This is a genomic window from Bacillus sp. CCB-MMP212, assembly GCF_022748145.1.
GTDB classification, from domain to species: Bacteria; Bacillota; Bacilli; order Bacillales; family Bacillaceae_G; genus Bacillus_A; species Bacillus_A cereus.
In genome coordinates this window covers 236,697-251,848 of record NZ_JALDQE010000005.1, presented here as the reverse complement: position 1 = coordinate 251,848, position 15,152 = coordinate 236,697, and the positions used below count along the sequence as shown (strand labels likewise).

Genomic DNA, 15,152 nt, shown 5'->3' with positions numbered 1-15,152 from the left:
TCCGTACAGTATCTTGCAATTTATGATGGATATACTAACTGTGAAAATTCATGTCAAGATAAAAGAAGGGGACAGTTAGTATGAAACAAACTTCTATAAATCCGTTACTAATTGTTCTAGGTACAATCATTGTTCAAATTGGCCTTGGAACAATTTATACATGGAGTTTATTTAATCAACCCCTTGTAAGTAAGTTTGGATGGAATCTTAATTCAGTAGCGATAACTTTCTCCATAACTAGTTTTTCTTTATCATTCTCAACTTTATTTGCAGCCAAGTTGCAGAAAAAATTAGGCCTTCGGAAACTTATTGCTACTGCAGGAATTGTTTTAGGACTCGGCTTAATACTTAGTTCACAAATTTCTTCCTTACCACTATTATATTTATTAGCTGGTGTCGTTGTTGGTTATGCGGATGGAACAGCTTATATTACATCACTATCTAATTTAATTAAATGGTTTCCAAATCGGAAAGGGCTTATTTCAGGTATATCTGTATCAGCGTATGGAATGGGCAGCTTAATCTTTAGATATATAAACGGAAATCTTATCGATAACCTTGGTGTATCACAAGCATTCTTATATTGGGGTATTATCGTGTTACTTTTAGTGTTAATCGGATCGTTCTTCTTACGTGAGGCAATTGTAAGTAATACTGTAACTGAAACATTACACAATGACTATACTCCGCGTGAAATGATGCGAACGAAACAAGTATATCTGCTATTTTTTATGTTATTCACCTCGTGTATGGGTGGTTTGTATTTAATCAGTATGGTAAAAGATATCGGCGTACAACTTGTTGGACTTAGCGCAGCAACCGCTGCAAACGCCGTTGCTATGATTGCAATCTTTAATACAGTAGGTAGAATCATTCTTGGGACGTTATCAGATAAAATCGGGCGAATGAAAATTGTCTCTGCAACGTTTATTATTATAGGATTGTCAGTCTTTACTTTAAGTTTTATTCCGCTAAATTACGGAATCTATTTTGCTTGTGTAGCAAGTGTCGCCTTTTGCTTCGGCGGTAATATAACTATATTCCCAGCTATTGTCGGAGATTTCTTTGGATTAAAAAACCATAGTACAAATTACGGGATTGTCTACCAAGGTTTCGGATTTGGTGCGCTTGCAGGATCATTTATTGGAGCAATACTCGGAGGATTTCAACCAACTTTCATTATAATTGGTGTTTTAAGTGTTATTTCCTTCATTATTTCAATATTAATCCGTCCACCAAATGTAGAAAAGAAAAAGGAACTAAAACATTTACATCGGAAAGTAGCTTAATTTTAAAAAGAGTCCTCATACTAGGGCTCTTTTTTATTCCATTAACTTTGCTTCTTTACCAACTCATTAAAGACAGGACAATATCATTTTAAAATTGAATAGATAAGTAAAAAGGAGCGTGACACTTAAAATGAAAATAGTACAGCAGTGGGTACAAGAAGATAGTGATTACATAAGAGAGAAAGTAATTGAATATAATCAAAAATATCTCGCAGATGTAGAAAAAACACCTTCAGAAAAGGTTAGTTTCATAGTAAGAAATGAAAAAGAAGAAATAGTAGGTGGGGTAACAGCAATAACTTTTTGGCACCATATACACGTTGACTTTCTATGGGTTTCTGAAGAGTATAGGCATGAAGGTTACGGAAGCAAGTTAATAAAGCTTATTGAAGAGTTTGCAATTGAAAAAGGGTGTAGGTTAATTAATTTAGATACTTTTAGTTTCCAAGCTTCTGATTTTTATAAGAAACATGGATATAAAGTAATTGGAGTAAGTGAAGATCATCCGAAAGGACATAATCATTATTATTTAGAAAAACGGCTAAAAAGTACATAGAATTTGTTAACATTAGTATTTGGAATACAAATGCAATAAGGGCGAGGTTATTATTAATTTAAGTATTAATTGAATCAATTTTCATACTAAAACTGTAAGAACGTACTTTGGATAATCTTCCTAAGGTACGTTCTTTTTTATATCAGTAGCCTATTTTTATTAACTCCATCAATAGCGGTAAAGGCAAGACTTTACTAACTTATATATATTAAAAGGAGTTAATGGTAGAATGGATAGAAGACAGAAAATTCCTTTTATTAAAAATAGAGGAGGTACATATGAAAAAAGTTAATGTTACATACGCGATTTTGTACGATAAAACTAATGAAAAGATCTTAATGGTAAAAAACAAAGGGGAAAATGGTTCTTATTATACATTACCAGGTGGCGCAGTTAAATTAGGAGAAACGTTAGAAGAAGCAGTAATTCGAGAAGTAAAAGAAGAAACAGGGTTACATATAAACGTAAAAGGGATTTGTTCTATCAGCGAAGCCTTTTTCGAGGAAAGAGATCATCATGCAATTTTCTTTAATTTTCTAGGCGAAATAATTGGCGGGGAGACATATATATCAAGACCAAAAGAAATCGAAGAGATTACTTGGATGGAATTACATATAGCAGCTCCATATTTACGCATACCAGAACATTTACTAGATTTATTACAAAGGAAAGAAACAGTACCGTACTTTTTTAACGGAACAATCGTTCATCAATCTTCATAAAAATATTATCTCATGTAAGGTGGGGAAAACATGGAGTTCATCGTTAATCACAAACAATTTACTCAAGCACTTTCAGAAGTTAACAAAGCGATATCAACAAAATCTTTAATTCCTATATTATCTGGTATAAAAATAACTGCAGATCAATCTGGAATTACTTTAATTGCAAGTAACTCGAATATTTTTATCGAAAAATTCATTCCTGTTTCAATTGAAGACGAAAAGATTGCAACTATTTTAAAGGCAGGAACTATTGTTGTACCTGCAAAGTATTTCATTGAAATAATAAAGAAAATGCCAAGTGATATAGCAATAAAAAGTAAGAATGAGCAATTAATTACGATACAATCAGAAGAAATCACATTAAGTTTAAATGGATTTCCTGCAGATGAGTTTCCGAATGTACCGCTTATAGACAATCATGCAGAAATCAAAGTAGAGACAGAGCAATTGATTGAAGTATTTAAACAAACAGTCTTTGCGGTAGCGAAAAATGAATCTAGACCTGTTCTTACTGGGGTGCATATAGAGTTATCTAATAATAAGTTAATTTGTGCTGCAACTGACTCACATAGACTAGCGATACGTGAAACGCTACTTTCCTCAGATGTAAAAGCAAATTGTATTGTACCGAGCGCAACCATTAGTGAACTTCTAAAATTAATGAACAGCAATTCGGAATTCGTATATATCTACCTTTCAGAGAGTCATATTATATTTACGTTTGGAACAACTACATTATATTCAAGACTAATTGAAGGGAAATATCCTAATATTTCTAACCTTATTCCGAACGACTTTAAAACGATTATTAACATAGATAGAAAAAAGATATTACAAGGTGTAGACCGATCAAGTTTATTAGCAAGTGAATGGGCCAATAACAATGTTAACTTAGAAATCATAAACGAATCTACAATTAAAATTTCTTCAAACGCTTCTCAAATTGGGCAAATATCCGAAACGCAACAAATAGATGCGATTCAAGGTGAAAAACAATTAAATATATCTTTCGATGGGCGTTTTATGGTTGATGCTTTAAGAGCAATAAAAGAAGAAACGATTACTTTAAGCTTTGGCGGTTCTATGAGACCGATATTGATTGAAGCAGGAGAGCAATCTGCAGCAGTACATCTTATATCACCAGTAAGAGCTTATTAGGGATAGAGGAAGGGATTACATTAGGTACAAGCAGACTTTTGTTTTATGAAATCATAAATTAATACATTATAAGAATGATGTATTAGTATAGCAAACAGTTTACTAAATCCTACATAATATAATTCAATCATAGACAAAGCAGCAATGGAAATCTGAAATACAAAGCAAAATAATAATAACCTAAATATAAAAGCCATAGATTAATCGATATGGGGTGAGTACGATGAAGAAAGTAATTGTTTTACTCATTGGTATAGTTTTAATTATTTTTGCTTTTTATCAATACAATAAAAAAGACTATGCAGCTAAAAGTACTAACTTGTATGTAGAAGACTTTAAAGGGGCAAATGATTCAATAAAAATACAATCTGCTATTAATAAAGCAGCGTCTAGTAAAATAAAAACCGTATTGCTTGATGATAAAAAGTATAAAATCACGTCACCAATCACTGTTAAAAAAGGTGTAAAATTATTATTTGGTTATGGATCACAATTTGTGGTTGAGGGAAACTTTAGAGTTCTAGAACTAGAGAAAAACGCATCCATTGAAGGAGCGTATATAGCTATTGACGATCCTAAATTTAACTCTGAAGTTATTTATTTAGACGGTAAAAATAAATATTATAACACTTGGAACAAAACACAAATAAAAAATATAAATATTATTAATTGGACGGAAACGAATAAAGGTACCGGAATTTCTTTATACTCTGCTGGAAAAGAAAATGAAATTTCGTTTGTTAACTTCGAAAACATTAAAATTGTAGGAATGGAAACCGGACTAAAATTAGTAGCAAAAAAACCGAGCACCGGACACGCTTGGATAAATGCCAATCGTTTTATGAACTTTTCTTTAGAAGACTGTGTAAATATGATTTATATGGATAGTCAAGTAACTACGCCAAATGAAATTAGTGGGAATCAATTTACAAATCTTCAAATACAGCCTTCAAATAAAACAAAAAGCATTATACAGGTAAGTGGTCAGCATAATGAATTTCATGGGATGGTGTGGGATTTAAATAAAATAAAACATGAAAACGAACTCATTGAACTGACTGATAAGAGTATGAATACAGTGGTTGAAATGTCCAGTGTACCAGCAAATAGAGTTTTAGATAGTGGGAAATCCAATATTGTGAAATAAGTTTAAATACAGAAAAAAGAGCGAATCCTCTTATAAAGAATTCGCTCTTTTTATATTTTAAAATTAAATTTCCTTCCACCAAGTGGATGAAGGATAATTTGTAGATTTTAACGTAATAGATTCACCAATTTGAGGCGTTGTAATTTTAACTCCTAAACGGTTAGCTTCTTTCGTAACACGTTCTATCGGGTCACTCCATTCGTGTAATGCTAACGTAAAGGCACCCCAATGAATCGGAAGAAGTAATTCTCCTTTAACATCAATATGAGCTTGTACCGTTTCTTCAGGCAACATATGAATAGCAGACCACCTCGGATCATATTGCCCGCATTCCATTAATGTAAGATCGAATGGACCGTATTTCTCACCAATTTCCTTAAAGTGAGGGGCATAACCGCTATCACCACTAAAGAAAATTTTAGTCTCTTGACCAAGAATAAGCCATGAACACCATAATGAACGATCTCTATCTGTCATACCACGTCCCGAGAAATGCCTTGCAGGCGCACATACTAACTTAATATTATCAAACGTAATTTCGTCCCACCAATTATGTTCACTAATTTTACTAGGCGAAACACCCCATTTAATAAGATATTGTGCAACTCCAGTTGGAACATAAAAGTGCTTTGCGCGATCTTTTAACTGCATAATACTTTTGTAATTCAAATGATCATAGTGATTATGAGAAATGATAATCGCATCAATTTCTTGAAGGTCATCACGTTCTAAAGAAAAAGCACCACTATAGCGTTTACTATTAAACAAAGGGAATGGGGAAGAGGCATCTCCAAACATAGGGTCTAATAATAGTTTTTTACCTTCTATTTTCAAAAGAGAAGCAGAATGGCCAAACCATGTAACACTCTCTAACGATTCATTATCTTTATTTGATAAAACGATAGGCAAATCCTTTATAGGACGCAGCTTTGATTTTATTTTAAAGTAATCCGTCATTAAACTTATAATATCTTTCGATTTAAAACTCATATCAGTATGAATTTGATTTGTATATTTCTTATTCATTCGTTCTCCTTTTTACGATTAACAATTTACGTATGTTGTTTTTGTAGCTATTTGTAGTTTAAACTATATTATTTTACCTTTCATCTAAAATGCCTTGTATTTCATAAATCCGTCAAATTCATTATTTGTATCTATAAAGTACAAATCGCACAGCAGCAGCTAAGACAAATATTAAGTACATGTAAATTGTTTTTATTTAGTAAATTCCTTCTTATACGCAACAAAGAACATATGTTCCGTTGTATGTTATAGAAGAAAATATGTCTCTAATAAAAGAAAGGAAGGAGAGGATGTAAGTGCACATAGAACGAAAAAAGAAATCAAAATGGAAACTATCAAAATCTGAAATCATGCATTTGTATACTGAAGGGAAGAGCACCTCAGAAATCGCTATGCTTGCTAATGTGTCTGCAAGGTATATTCGTATGGTTTTATCAGACAATAACGTACCAAGACGCGCTATAGGGAGTTGGAAGAGAAAGTATGACATAACAGAAGATTATTTTAAAACGTGGTCAAACAATATGGCTTATATTTTAGGGTTTATAGCAGCAGATGGTGTTATACAGAAAGAAAATCAATGTGTCAGTATATCTCAAAAAGAAAGTTATATTTTAGAAGATATAAAAAAAGAACTAAAAACAAACCAGCCACTTTATCAAAACAAAAAAACAGGCGTATATATGCTAAATATTAATAGCAAAACAATAAAAGACGACCTTATGAACATACACGGAATTATGCCATGTAAATCATTTAACATCGAATTTCCTTTTGTACCAGAAGAATATTTGCATCATTTTGTTCGTGGGTATTTTGATGGGGATGGTCATGTTAACTCTCACAAATACTTTGTTAGTTTTGTTGGCGGATCATATAATTTTATGAATTCTTTTAAAGATATCCTTGAGAATAATAAATTCCAATTAAGTTTTGTTGACAAAGAAAAACAATATCGTATTTACCTAAGTGGTAAAAATAATGTTAATAAATTTTCACGGTGGATTTATAAAGATAAAGGTTTACATTTAAAGCGTAAATACAATATTTTTCAAGAAAAAGAATAATTGTAATGATAATCGAATAATTCACAAACAAGTTCAATTATAAAATTAAAATTCACGATGAATTATTAATTGAAATCAAAGTAATTGCTAAAGCAAACAAATTATAAATATAGTTTAGTCAAATTCAAAGCAACTTGTTTAAATTTAATAATTAAACAAGTTGCTTTTTATTATGTTTTATTAATGATTATTTACACTAATCCTGCATCAACGAACTATTCACTAATAAATAAAGAAAAGGGAAGTATACTAAATGAAACTAACCTATAATAAGTTTATTACTTTTTTCTAGTAGACATAATATATATTATAGGCAGTTATAGAAACAAAGCAATATCAGGTATCAAAACCCAAGTAAACTATACTTAATGAGACGAAACAGAGATTTTTAGTGAGATTCACATGAAATCTTATCTAAACAAATTTCTTCAGTTTTTATCGTTTTTATTTGTTATAAATTCATCACAGCAAATCTTAATCAATAATCGCTTAAGATTTAACGAATTAAAAACATTTTTGATTGGCAAGAAATTTTTATACAGAAAAATTATTTCTATACAAAATATAAATTAGTAATTTTATTTTATGTTTTACTTAATGAATTTATTGCTATTTGCACATGTTTTACAACTTTACATTATTTGTTGTTATTTCTGTTATTTAGACTTGACTTTCATTACACTCATTGTTTTTTATTCTAGTTAACATAACGCTTATTTTTAACATAAAAAAATCCTCCTCACCTTCAGGAAGATTTTTTTATGTTATTATTTTATTTATATCTTCTAGTAACAATCCCAATTGTAAATGACATTGGAAAAATCTAGATTTAACAACTCTTCCTTACGTATAAAGAAATTAGCAACCCCAGAATCGCCCCACATAATATTTAATGAATCGTCTGTATCGATTTGCAGCAATAATATGTCATGTTGCTGGTATTTTTCTTCCCATTCTCTCGGATCTGTCTGTGTGAAAAATGGATATCCACCAATTTTATGTCCTTGATCTTTACATAAATCATCATACAGTTCGCCTAATTCTGTATTATTTTCTTCATCAACAATTTCTTCCCAATCAATATCCTCACTAAACATCTTTTCAAATCGATAATCCCTTGACGTTACGGGTTGATAACCTAATTCAAACTTTAATTTCGCTGCTTCAGGTATGATAAAGTCCTCTAATTCTAAGGTGTTTAAATAACTAAAATCAGTAATAACCTTATTTAAATCTTCTATAATTGTAGAATGATAAATAATTCGAAAGTCTTTTTGGACTGTTGGATGATCAAAATCTGCTCCAAAAAGATCTTCTTCAGCACTTATGAAAAACTGTAACATTCCATGTTGAGGCATATGTTCAATGTTTGGTATTTCTTCAAGGTTTAACTGCGCAAGTAGCATCATAGGTTGTCCGTTTGAGTCTTTAGGATGATCTTGATCTATAGGTAAATACGGATATCCACCAAACTTACTTTCAAAAAGCGTTGTCTCTGCTTGCGTTCCAGACACTTTAACATACGGTTTCACACTTTCTTCTAAAATACTACGATACTGTTCTAGTTCTTTCGGAATTTGAAGTTGATACGTATTCTTCACTACATTTGCCTCCCTTTAGTAATGAATTGAAAATGCCTAACTTAATTATATAGCAAGCGATAGCTTAATTGAAAATCGTTAAAAATCCATTTTCACCCTCATTTTTTGCGCGCTTGGTGGACAAAGTAGATTATGTTCTAATACCTTTTTATTAATAGTTCGAATTAAATCCGCTGCTTCTGCAGTATTTGTATTTTCTTTTAGTTTTTCTTTTAAATCATCAATTTCTTTTGAAAGCTCAATCCACCTAGGTAAAACATGATTATTTGCTAAAGTTCTATAAAGTTGCTTTTCAGGATTGTAAGAAAGATCTTTATCAAGATTAAGAGGTTTCCCTTTACCAGGTAAATTATCAAAAGCTCCTTTCTGTTCTGCTTGTTTAACGATAGAACTAATATGATCCTCATACGTATAAGACCAAACTTTCTCATCTTTTACTAAAATCTCTTGCTTTTTTAGTTTTTTATCTAGTTCTTCTTGATTCATAGCTTCTCTCTCCTTTTTATTTTTCAGTGTCGTTTTTGTAAGTTCTAATGCCTTTAATCCATCAAATAGCTTTTCTCGCCGCCACACACTGTCATGTCCACCTTGGAACTCTTCACAAGTGGTTTTGTACCCTTTATCTTTTAAAGCTCTACACAAGTGATTATTGGCCGTTAAAAGAGGCTTGTTTTCAAGTTGTCCTGCTACCATATAAAAGTGAAGTTGAGTTGCAATAGAATTTATAGATGAAATTTGATTTTCAATCCAAGGAATATCATTTTCAAAAGTTAGTTCTTCTAGCTGATTAACATGATCTACAGCAATACATGGCGGTATTCCATTTTCGTAAATTAAATAATTGAGTGTTTTTGCGATTGAAGATTACTTAATGCATGGATTTTTATTAAAGACAATGAAATGTTCTTGAAGATGTGAAGTTTGAGAATAATTATGAGGTAGATCAAGATGTTTTGCCCTTGCTGCAATGTGGCAGTAAGGATATTTAATTTTGATAGAATGATATAAGAGCCTTGCTACACTTTTGTAATAAGACTCTTTAAATGAGTTATTTACTAGAATAATTGTCTATTGCTTGAATAGAAAGTTCCAACGATTTTATTCTTCTTTCTAAAAGCGTTCTTTGAGGACTCCCAAGCTTTGACTTAACGTAAATCTTTTCAATTGATGGAAGCAAACCAATTAGAACATTACGAGCTTCTGCTAAATCTTCCTGAGTATAATGATGAGTTTCTTGCTTCCAAACACTTTCTAACATAGCTAAGCCGATACTAGCTGCTTTGAGTCTTTTTTTCACTAAAGTAGTATTTGATCCTTTTTGAGTCATCTGTGACAAGGCATTTTCAAGTTTACTAATTGTTGACTGTAAAGATTTTATTGATTCTACTTTATCTATATTTGATACGTTTTTCATGTTAATGTTATCCCTTCTACGTTGCTAACTTGTTTTGTTTAATGTTTAATGAAATCCTTAAAAGCTTGATTTCACTCGAAATATTTTAACATAAATAACTAACTGTATTCGAGTTGGACAATAACTTAAAGCAAAACAGCTATTCCTCTCTCCTCCCCTGTAGCATTCTATTATATGTACTTCTTTCTTCTCATTAGAATTCCTATATAAACTAGTTGTTAATATTGAATGTTTTATGAACAAAAAAACGTACAAGTAATGTAACCTGTACGTTTTCGCTTTTATTCAGTAAGGTAATAAAGTAATAGCTTCCTGGTCTTCTCATAATTCATGAAATCTCTATACAAAATAGGATACTTCACAATTTCTGTTTCTATAAAACGATATTGCGGAAACCACTCAAAAAACGATTTTTTTAACCACTTGATTTGCTGAAACGTAATGTTCTGTTCATTTCCGTTTAGTACAGAACTTAAAATTGCTGCTGTATGCATCCAATAATGATTAAAATCAGCGTTTATACAGTCATCTTCGGTAAACTCACTTTTTAAGTTTAGCTGCATTTTTGCTGTAGCACGATAAGGAAACGATTTGTGCAGTGGACTATGCATTCTCTGCAATTCATTAAAAATCACCTTTTTACCTAATAGCAACTTTCCCCCCCTTTATTTCTCTATCCAATTTAATAAGTTTTCATAATGATATTGAGCATCGATATACCCAAGATTATATAGGTTAACGAGCTTTTCCTTATTTCTTTCTATTCCGCTTATAGGAAGCTGTACACTTGGTTGAATTACATAAAAATTATCTTTTTGTTCTTCTCGATTCATATAAGATATCGTCTCATTATAAAAACGATAATGGTTTACTAAATTCTCTGCGATTTTCGGATATTTTCTATATAAAATTTTAGCCAGGCCTGAAAATTTATTTCGCTGCTTCTCATATCCTTCTGGCTTTGTCATAATGACAACGTTCTTTTCATAACCATCCTTTTGGGCTTTCAAAACTGGTATAGGGTCTATAATCCCTCCATCTAATAATTTTCGATTATTATATTCTACAGCAGGTGCTATAAACGGTACAGAGCTTGAGGCGCGAATGATTTTTAAAATATCATTTCCGTGTTCTGCTTTATTATAATAAATGGCTTGTCCTGATTCGCAATCAGTCGTCCCTATGACAAACTGTTCATTACATTTTAAGAAAGTTTGAAAATCAAATGGTACAATTTTATTAGGTACTTCATCAAATAAAAAATCCATTCCGAATAATTCACGTTTTCGAATTAAGTTTCGATAAGATATATACCTGTAATCTGATACTAGCTCTGTATTTACTTTCTTATTTCTACCTTTTTGACGTGACAAATAGGTTGCTCCCATACAGGCTCCAGCTGATACGCCGACTACATACGGAAAGAATAAGTTCTTTTCCATGAAATATTCGAGTGCACCTGCAGTATATAAACCTTTCATTCCTCCGCCCTCTAATACTAAACCAATATTCTTCATGCTATATCCCTCTGCTTCTTTTTTCTTAATTTCATATTAGCATAAGATTTTAAGATGAGGTTATATAAACTAATTACAACAATAACCAGAAACTACTAAAGTAATGTCATAATATCTTTGTGAGTAACATGTTACAATATAAGTAATTCATTCCACATATATTAAAGGAGGAATTTAATATGGGTTTATTTAGCGGTATTTTAGGAAATGCATCAAATACGAGTTCTGAAAGTGTAGAACGTGATTTAGAGAAGATTATGCTAGACGATGAAAAAGTAGAGCATGCATATAAATTAATTCGTGATCTAATCGTATTTACAAATCGTCGTCTTATTTTAGTAGATAAACAAGGAGTAACTGGCAAAAAAACAGAATACCATTCTATTCCTTATAAAAGTATTACACAATATAGCATCGAAACGGCTGGGCATTTTGATTTAGATGCAGAACTTAAAATTTGGGTGTCTAGTATGGAGGATCCAATTACGAAAGAATTTAAAGGTGACGATAGTATTTTAAGCATTCAAAAAGCGTTAGTAACCTTTACGACTAAGTAGTGGTTTTTGTATTTTTATTCATTTTTAAAATTACTAACCCGAGTATTTTGGAAGAACATACATTATTTTTGTATATTTAATCTAAAATAACATAAAAAGGTAAAGCGTATTTTATATGCTTTACCTTTCTTTTTTGTAATAAATAAGTGTAGTTTCATCATTTAATTTCTTTATAACTTCTGTTCTTTTATAACCCATCTTTTCGTATAAAAAGCAATTTTTCTCTTCTTCTAAAATAGTAGCAAGTTCCCAGCTCGTTGCTTCAGGAAACATTTCCTCAATTAATGTAAGTACCTTTTGGGCAATTCCTTTTCCTTGATAACTCGGGTGAATAAACATTGGACTGATCCAAAATTTAGAGGGTGTTTCTTTTGGTGAAATGCATATCGCTCCAACAAGATTCATTGCCACTATTATTTTATAGAAGCCACCGTCTACATGATTTATTCTACAAATAGTTTTTTCGATAGTTTCATTTGCTGGATTTGTTTCATAGTCTTTATATTTATGTAATAAAGGGCTATATGAGTCTATTTGCATTTGAAATATAACTTCTGCATCACTTTCTGTCGCCTTCTCTAATGTAATCTCCATGTTACCAATTAAGTCGCTTTCTTAACGAGGTAATATGAGCGGTATGATGACGACCATGCCATGCGTATAGTCCTATTGCAACAGCAAGTTTTGTTTCACCAGTTTCAGGATGGTTAAATGTCTTTTCTAAATCTTCAATTTCTAGAGAATATAAAAGGTTAACCCATCTTTTATGTAATGAATCTAGCATTACTAGTGAAACATCTACCGGTAATTTTGAATCGGGTAACTCTGCCCACTTCTCTTCTTTATACGGCTTAATAGTGGGATTCTTTTCTGTCAGTGCTAATTTAAAGCGTATGTAGCTATTCATATGACTATCAACGACGTGATGAACTACTTGACGTACAGTCCAACCTCCAACGCGATATGGTGTATCTAACTGCTTCTGATCTAAATCTTTAATTGCCTTTGTTAGTTCATTTGGTAAATCTTCAATTTCTTGAATCCATGTATCAATCATTTCTTCAGTTATAGGACGTTTGTATGTAAATTGGCCAATTGGATAACGTAAATCATTCATGAATAAGTCCTCCTTATTATAAGCGTGAAGTATTTCTCCAAATATAGTGTACAAACTTCACATGTTCTCCATTTAATTCTACAGAAGTTGTATCTGATTCGTTTTGATAAGAAGAAAATCCGCTTTTTTCTAGTACAATTTGTGATGCGAGATTATTAGTAGTTGTTTTAGCATGAACTTCAGTAATTTCATTATTTTTCGCTACATCTAAAATTAATTTTACGGCTGCTGTAGCAACTCCTTTTTTAGTAAATTTTTCTCCGACCCGATACCCTAGCGAACTAATTTGAGTTTCCGTATCTATATCTACTAAATTAATTCGCCCTACAATTTCTTTTTCTTCATTACGAATTAAATAAAAATAAGAATCTCCATCTGCTTGTTCTATTAATAAATCGTCTAGTAGTTTTTGGAAATATTCAAATTCAAAATATTTTGAGCCACGATTTGGCACCATTGTTTCAAAAAAAGATTTATTCGTAAGTTCAAACGTAAATAAATCCTTAGCATCTTGTTTCTTTAGTTGCTCTATGTATATTTCCATCCCGTATTCTCCTTCTAGATTTACTAACTGTTATACATTCTTTTTTAATCAATTATATTCCTGCTATTACTTTCGATTAAGTAATACAGATAGTAGCACTTTCGGATGAAAAAGATGAAATGGACTACGAATTAAATTCATCACTCGTACTAACCGAATATAAACATCAGAATTACTTGCGGATAGTCGATATATTTGTTTCGTATACCATAGCTGAAATTTTTGTTTTGTAGTTAATTCTCTCTTTAGTTGCGGATGACGTGATATTTCCGTTGTTGTCATATCCCATGGGGTTTCTATTATATTAGCTGCCTTTTTATAAAATTGTTGTGTAAATGTTTTATCAAGTTGTTTTCTACCTTGCAGAAGTAATTGCAACTGGTGAGCCTCCATAGCAGCAACTGATACGCCTTGGCCGAAAACGGGATCAAAACGACATTGCGCATCTCCAACAACTAATAAGCCTTCTGGTACATTATTCACTAAATCAAATCGCCGGCGTACTTGATAGGGAATTTTGTATGTCTTTATATCAGTAATTCCCTCAGCCTTGTTTAGGAAGTCTGTAACATTAGAAATTGATAGGTTTTCAGCAAAATCATAAAACTCATCATCTGTTTGTGGTGCTTTCTCGTTTGCGTATCCACTGAAAGTAACAAAATAACGATTATCTTCTATCGTTTGAATAAGAACGCCATAAGGGTTATCAGGGAAACTCGGAGACATTAGCACATTGCAACAGTCTAATTTCTCATTTTCTTTAAGTTTGAACATTTTCGTTGCGTAAAATAAATCAATACGAACTTTCTCTTCTTGTACTTCAATTTCGTATTCTCGTAACCACTCTATACTTTTTGAGCCAAATCCACTCGCATCAACTACAAGGTCTGCATGAACTTCTTCTTGTATGTCTGTCTCTAAATATTTAACTTTTACTCCACACACTTTGTTAAGCTTTTCATCTACCAATAATCCTTTAACCAATGTTTCATATTTAATAGTAATATTTGAAATCTGATGTATTCGTTTTTGAATATGCCATTCTAGTAAAGGACGACTTTGTTGAATCATATGTACTTCCCCTATGAACGGTTGTTTCCATAGACCGAATTGATGCCATTTCAAATCACGTGTAAAGTTGTTTATAATACTACCCGCTTCTATTAATTCATTCGTAATAGTAGGAAACAATTCTTCAATTGCTTTTTCTCCACCTTTTAATAACACGTGAGGATGATTACTTTGTGGAACTCTTTTTCTTGAAGCTTTTCCATCCCATTTTTCACCGACTTCTAAAATGATTACTTCTTTAAAAAAAGTTGATAATGCTTTTGCTGCAAACTTTCCTGCCATACTTCCACCAATAACGATAGCCTTATTAAACATATTTTCCCCCTTAATAAAAAGAGATCCTGCCTTGTATGAATGAAACAG

The 15,152-nt window shown here is 31.6% G+C and carries 16 protein-coding genes and 1 pseudogene; 7 read left to right on the top strand and 10 right to left on the bottom strand.

Annotation, left to right across the window (positions count from 1 at the left end):
- The first annotated feature begins 80 nt into the window (after positions 1-80).
- The 5 genes from MRP26_RS16010 to MRP26_RS15990 all read left to right on the top strand — a co-directional run bounded on the left by MRP26_RS16010 (position 81) and on the right by MRP26_RS15990 (position 4,875).
- Entirely contained in the window at positions 81-1,289 is a 1,209-nt protein-coding gene (locus tag MRP26_RS16010; protein ID WP_053564303.1) for an L-lactate MFS transporter, read from the top strand.
- A 130-nt stretch (positions 1,290-1,419) separates the two neighbouring features.
- Positions 1,420-1,845: a GNAT family N-acetyltransferase gene (locus tag MRP26_RS16005; protein ID WP_242806313.1), complete on the top strand. Its 426-nt coding sequence runs from the start codon at positions 1,420-1,422 to the stop codon at positions 1,843-1,845.
- Between the two features lie 278 nt (positions 1,846-2,123).
- Entirely contained in the window at positions 2,124-2,567 is a 444-nt protein-coding gene (locus MRP26_RS16000; protein ID WP_048656831.1) for an NUDIX hydrolase, read from the top strand.
- Between the two features lie 30 nt (positions 2,568-2,597).
- Entirely contained in the window at positions 2,598-3,728 is a 1,131-nt protein-coding gene (gene dnaN, locus MRP26_RS15995; protein ID WP_071732165.1) for a DNA polymerase III subunit beta, read from the top strand.
- 223 nt (positions 3,729-3,951) lie between these two features.
- The gene (locus MRP26_RS15990; protein WP_242806312.1) at positions 3,952-4,875 is read left to right on the top strand and encodes a hypothetical protein; all 924 of its coding nucleotides are present in this window, start codon (positions 3,952-3,954) and stop codon (positions 4,873-4,875) included.
- A gap of 63 nt (positions 4,876-4,938) precedes the next feature.
- On the opposite strand, the gene MRP26_RS15985 is transcribed toward MRP26_RS15990, so the two are convergent.
- Complete coding sequence (locus MRP26_RS15985) at positions 4,939-5,901, bottom strand: MBL fold metallo-hydrolase (protein WP_075719780.1); 963 nt, start codon at positions 5,899-5,901, stop codon at positions 4,939-4,941.
- Positions 5,902-6,197: 296 nt separating this feature from the next.
- Between MRP26_RS15985 and MRP26_RS15980 the strand changes: the two genes are divergently transcribed.
- Positions 6,198-6,968, top strand: coding sequence for an LAGLIDADG family homing endonuclease (locus MRP26_RS15980; protein WP_197242527.1), 771 nt, complete (start codon positions 6,198-6,200; stop codon positions 6,966-6,968).
- Between the two features lie 785 nt (positions 6,969-7,753).
- Here MRP26_RS15980 and MRP26_RS15975 read toward each other — a convergent pair.
- The 5 genes and pseudogenes from MRP26_RS15975 to MRP26_RS15955 all read right to left on the bottom strand — a co-directional run bounded on the left by MRP26_RS15975 (position 7,754) and on the right by MRP26_RS15955 (position 11,500).
- Positions 7,754-8,569 carry a YwqG family protein gene (locus MRP26_RS15975; protein ID WP_197234918.1) on the bottom strand — a complete coding sequence of 272 codons (816 nt, stop codon included), beginning with the start codon at positions 8,567-8,569 and terminating at the stop codon, positions 7,754-7,756.
- 78 nt (positions 8,570-8,647) lie between these two features.
- Positions 8,648-9,529: pseudogene (locus MRP26_RS15970) on the bottom strand (DnaJ family domain-containing protein); the annotation flags it as partial.
- A gap of 88 nt (positions 9,530-9,617) precedes the next feature.
- A complete protein-coding gene (locus MRP26_RS15965; protein WP_029442483.1) occupies positions 9,618-9,983 on the bottom strand; it encodes a hypothetical protein in 366 nt (121 codons plus the stop codon).
- Positions 9,984-10,264: 281 nt separating this feature from the next.
- Positions 10,265-10,636: a YxiJ-like family protein gene (locus tag MRP26_RS15960; protein WP_053564294.1), complete on the bottom strand. Its 372-nt coding sequence runs from the start codon at positions 10,634-10,636 to the stop codon at positions 10,265-10,267.
- A 12-nt stretch (positions 10,637-10,648) separates the two neighbouring features.
- Positions 10,649-11,500: a patatin-like phospholipase family protein gene (locus MRP26_RS15955; protein ID WP_053564293.1), complete on the bottom strand. Its 852-nt coding sequence runs from the start codon at positions 11,498-11,500 to the stop codon at positions 10,649-10,651.
- 179 nt (positions 11,501-11,679) lie between these two features.
- Here MRP26_RS15955 and MRP26_RS15950 point away from each other — a divergent pair, with 179 nt between their 5' ends.
- The gene (locus MRP26_RS15950) at positions 11,680-12,057 is read left to right on the top strand and encodes a PH domain-containing protein (protein ID WP_000522472.1); all 378 of its coding nucleotides are present in this window, start codon (positions 11,680-11,682) and stop codon (positions 12,055-12,057) included.
- Positions 12,058-12,177: 120 nt separating this feature from the next.
- Here MRP26_RS15950 and MRP26_RS15945 read toward each other — a convergent pair whose 3' ends face one another.
- The 4 genes from MRP26_RS15945 to MRP26_RS15930 form a co-directional block, all read right to left on the bottom strand.
- Positions 12,178-12,651 carry a GNAT family N-acetyltransferase gene (locus MRP26_RS15945; protein ID WP_053564292.1) on the bottom strand — a complete coding sequence of 158 codons (474 nt, stop codon included), beginning with the start codon at positions 12,649-12,651 and terminating at the stop codon, positions 12,178-12,180.
- Between the two features lies 1 nt (position 12,652).
- A complete protein-coding gene (locus MRP26_RS15940; protein WP_000999070.1) occupies positions 12,653-13,174 on the bottom strand; it encodes a YfiT family bacillithiol transferase in 522 nt (173 codons plus the stop codon).
- A 16-nt stretch (positions 13,175-13,190) separates the two neighbouring features.
- Entirely contained in the window at positions 13,191-13,718 is a 528-nt protein-coding gene (locus MRP26_RS15935; RefSeq protein WP_000409236.1) for a GNAT family N-acetyltransferase, read from the bottom strand.
- A 66-nt stretch (positions 13,719-13,784) separates the two neighbouring features.
- Positions 13,785-15,104 carry an FAD-dependent monooxygenase gene (locus MRP26_RS15930; RefSeq protein ID WP_000482039.1) on the bottom strand — a complete coding sequence of 440 codons (1,320 nt, stop codon included), beginning with the start codon at positions 15,102-15,104 and terminating at the stop codon, positions 13,785-13,787.
- Between the last annotated feature and the right edge of the window lie 48 nt (positions 15,105-15,152).

What these genes read in the sequence shown, in the direction of transcription:
- MRP26_RS16010 (WP_053564303.1), top strand. Translation starts at nt 81, where the DNA reads ATGAAACAAACTTCTATAAATCCGTTACTAATTGTTCTAGGTACAATC.
- MRP26_RS16005 (WP_242806313.1), top strand. Translation starts at nt 1,420, where the DNA reads ATGAAAATAGTACAGCAGTGGGTACAAGAAGATAGTGATTACATAAGA.
- MRP26_RS16000 (WP_048656831.1), top strand. Translation starts at nt 2,124, where the DNA reads ATGAAAAAAGTTAATGTTACATACGCGATTTTGTACGATAAAACTAAT.
- dnaN (WP_071732165.1), top strand. Translation starts at nt 2,598, where the DNA reads ATGGAGTTCATCGTTAATCACAAACAATTTACTCAAGCACTTTCAGAA.
- MRP26_RS15990 (WP_242806312.1), top strand. Translation starts at nt 3,952, where the DNA reads ATGAAGAAAGTAATTGTTTTACTCATTGGTATAGTTTTAATTATTTTT.
- MRP26_RS15985 (WP_075719780.1), bottom strand. Translation starts at nt 5,901, where the DNA reads ATGAATAAGAAATATACAAATCAAATTCATACTGATATGAGTTTTAAA.
- MRP26_RS15965 (WP_029442483.1), bottom strand. Translation starts at nt 9,983, where the DNA reads ATGAAAAACGTATCAAATATAGATAAAGTAGAATCAATAAAATCTTTA.
- MRP26_RS15955 (WP_053564293.1), bottom strand. Translation starts at nt 11,500, where the DNA reads ATGAAGAATATTGGTTTAGTATTAGAGGGCGGAGGAATGAAAGGTTTA.
- MRP26_RS15950 (WP_000522472.1), top strand. Translation starts at nt 11,680, where the DNA reads ATGGGTTTATTTAGCGGTATTTTAGGAAATGCATCAAATACGAGTTCT.
- MRP26_RS15945 (WP_053564292.1), bottom strand. Translation starts at nt 12,651, where the DNA reads ATGGAGATTACATTAGAGAAGGCGACAGAAAGTGATGCAGAAGTTATA.
- MRP26_RS15940 (WP_000999070.1), bottom strand. Translation starts at nt 13,174, where the DNA reads ATGAATGATTTACGTTATCCAATTGGCCAATTTACATACAAACGTCCT.
- MRP26_RS15935 (WP_000409236.1), bottom strand. Translation starts at nt 13,718, where the DNA reads ATGGAAATATACATAGAGCAACTAAAGAAACAAGATGCTAAGGATTTA.
- MRP26_RS15930 (WP_000482039.1), bottom strand. Translation starts at nt 15,104, where the DNA reads ATGTTTAATAAGGCTATCGTTATTGGTGGAAGTATGGCAGGAAAGTTT.